We start from the raw sequence: 475 nt of genomic DNA, 5'->3' as shown, positions 1-475 counted from the left end.
AAGTACAGCGAATCGGCCGCCCGCCGCCTGGAACCCGCCCTCGGCTGCAAGCTGATGCAGGTCTTCGGCATGGCGGAAGGACTCGTCAACTACACCCGCCTCGACGACGACACCGAGACGATCGTCACCACCCAGGGCCGCCCCATCTCCCCCGCCGACGAGATACGCGTCGTCGACGACGAGGACAACGACGTCCCCGAGGGCGAGTTCGGACACCTCCTCACCCGCGGCCCCTACACCATCCGCGGCTACTGGCGCGCCCCCGACCACAACCGCCGCTCCTTCACCCACGACGGCTACTACCGCACCGGCGACATCGTCCGCCGCCTGCCCACCGGCCACCTCGTCGTCGAAGGCCGCGCCAAGGACCAGATCAACCGCGGCGGCGAGAAAATCGCCCCCGAAGAAGTCGAGAACATCATCCTCGCCCACCCCGCCGTCCACGACGTCTCCGTGGTGTCCGTGCCCGACGAGT

At 68.6% G+C, this 475-nt stretch carries 1 protein-coding gene; it reads left to right on the top strand.

The features are described 5' to 3' along the window. Nucleotides 1-475 (top strand): AMP-binding protein (locus tag ACTT8P_RS38465; RefSeq protein ID WP_442836432.1); only part of this gene is annotated, 475 nt, incomplete at both ends.

Origin of the sequence: Streptomyces sp. JW3 (assembly GCF_052216785.1) — a bacterium.
Lineage (GTDB): Bacteria > Actinomycetota > Actinomycetes > Streptomycetales > Streptomycetaceae > Streptomyces.
The sequence above is the reverse complement of the archived record's forward strand: the minus strand, read 5'-3'. Positions and strand labels throughout refer to the sequence as shown.